The following is a 1,160-nucleotide window of genomic DNA, read 5'->3' on the forward strand; positions in this document are numbered from 1 at the left end:
CGCGACTCATGAGTGCTCGGTTATATGCGGGCCAATTGGTTGTGCGGTAGATTTTGTGTGCAGGCTTCTTCATTTGAAAATTATATCGCTGAAAAACCCTTTACAGATAGGTTTGTGCAACAAAGCCATGTATAAAACTAATACTATATTCTTTACTGTTAATTACTAAATGATCGGCCCATTCATCACCTAAATCATCACAAAAAATATAGTCATCCTTTGAATGTAATTTTTCAACAAAGTGGAACATTGAGCCTTTACTAAAATGTTTTTGACCAGCTTTGAATGTACCCTTTTCCGATTGAATTTTTTCTATATCCTTTTGGGGATGAAGCATAGCTAAAATAGATTCTATTTCAGATGTTCCAGATACATCCTCAAAACAGTTATCCATACAATACATAAAGCGAGGGTCATCGAAAGTAAGACAAAATAAACCTTGTTTATTAATATAATTTAATAGGCTTTCTATCTTACTATTCTCTTCAACTTTAAATTTTCTAAGTAATTTAGATGAAATAGATAAAGTTCTCTTATTTTTATTTACATATGATGTTGATTCTAAATTTATTACTCTTAGATTTTGATTAAGCTCATATACCCTACCTAATTGATCAAACAATTTTTTATAGATTCTAATAGAAGGCTCTATATATTTTTTTGTTTTCTTAATTTTTCCATTTATTTTTTCTTTTTTAAATAGCTCATATTTTAATAAAATTGTTCCATCTTCAATTTTGTCTTCAATGGCTGAAATATCAATCAATAATGCACTTGGATTACATTTAGAAAGAACATCTCCAAGAGAAACTTTTTTTGCAAATTTTTTAAGAAAATTATTTTCTTTTGAAGTATTAATAAGTTGGATTTGACTATACGCCCAATCAGTTATCTCCTCAATGGATTGTCTTGGCGATGATTCAACTATTCTTCCAGTCGATGAAATAGATTTTATTTGACCTTTTTCCTTAATTTTTAAATGTGAAGGAATAGATCGTCCCGCAGAATGTGATGAGAAAGATGACCTAATATCGGCGAATTCAAACATGAGGTGCGACAGTTTCAAAAGCCTTATGATAATCAACAAGCTGAGCAAACTTCTCTAATGGTGTAAGCCAATCTAACGCTTTTCTAGGACGAGTATTCAGTGACATGGCAAC

1 protein-coding gene and 1 pseudogene are annotated in these 1,160 nt (G+C 30.8%); both read right to left on the minus strand.

Features of this window, described 5'->3' with window-relative positions; translation table 11 throughout:
* Positions 1–100 precede the first annotated feature (100 nt).
* Positions 101–1,048, minus strand: a complete 948-nt coding sequence (locus FTU54_RS15115) for a hypothetical protein (RefSeq protein ID WP_180074916.1) — start codon at positions 1,046–1,048, stop codon at positions 101–103.
* Positions 1,041–1,160: pseudogene (locus tag FTU54_RS15120) on the minus strand (IS30 family transposase); the annotation flags it as partial. The pseudogene FTU54_RS15120 and the gene FTU54_RS15115, both read right to left, overlap by 8 nt.

Origin of the sequence: Acinetobacter sp. YH12116 (assembly GCF_013418895.1) — a bacterium.
In the GTDB taxonomy this organism is placed as follows: Bacteria; Pseudomonadota; Gammaproteobacteria; order Pseudomonadales; family Moraxellaceae; genus Acinetobacter; species Acinetobacter indicus.